The organism is Psychrobacter sp. W2-37-MNA-CIBAN-0211, assembly GCF_040309405.1.
Lineage (GTDB): Bacteria > Pseudomonadota > Gammaproteobacteria > Pseudomonadales > Moraxellaceae > Psychrobacter > Psychrobacter glaciei.
This window is the reverse complement of the sequence record NZ_JBEOOU010000486.1, coordinates 1-244: the sequence shown is the minus strand read 5'-3', so window position 1 is coordinate 244 and position 244 is coordinate 1. Positions and strand designations below refer to the sequence as shown.

Here is a 244-nt window from a genome sequence, read left to right as displayed (position 1 = left end):
GCCTATGACGGTGCCGCCCCCGTTGAAATTGAACAGCTGGTGTCAAAACCGCTTGAAGAAGCCGTTGGTGTGGTTAAAGGCTTACGCAAAATTAGCTCAATTTCTCGTTCAGGCATGTCTGATGTGGTGCTCGAGTTTGAGTGGGGCACCAATATGGACATGGCAAGCCTTGAAGTACGCGAAAAAATCGACACCATTGAGCTGCCATTAGACATAAACAAACCATTACTATTGCGTTTTAACC

At 46.7% G+C, this 244-nt stretch carries 1 protein-coding gene; it reads left to right on the top strand.

Going from position 1 to position 244, the window contains the following annotated elements; genetic code table 11:
• On the top strand, nucleotides 1–244 hold a 244-nt coding region (locus tag AAEY72_RS15990; protein ID WP_352311644.1), incomplete at both ends, for an efflux RND transporter permease subunit.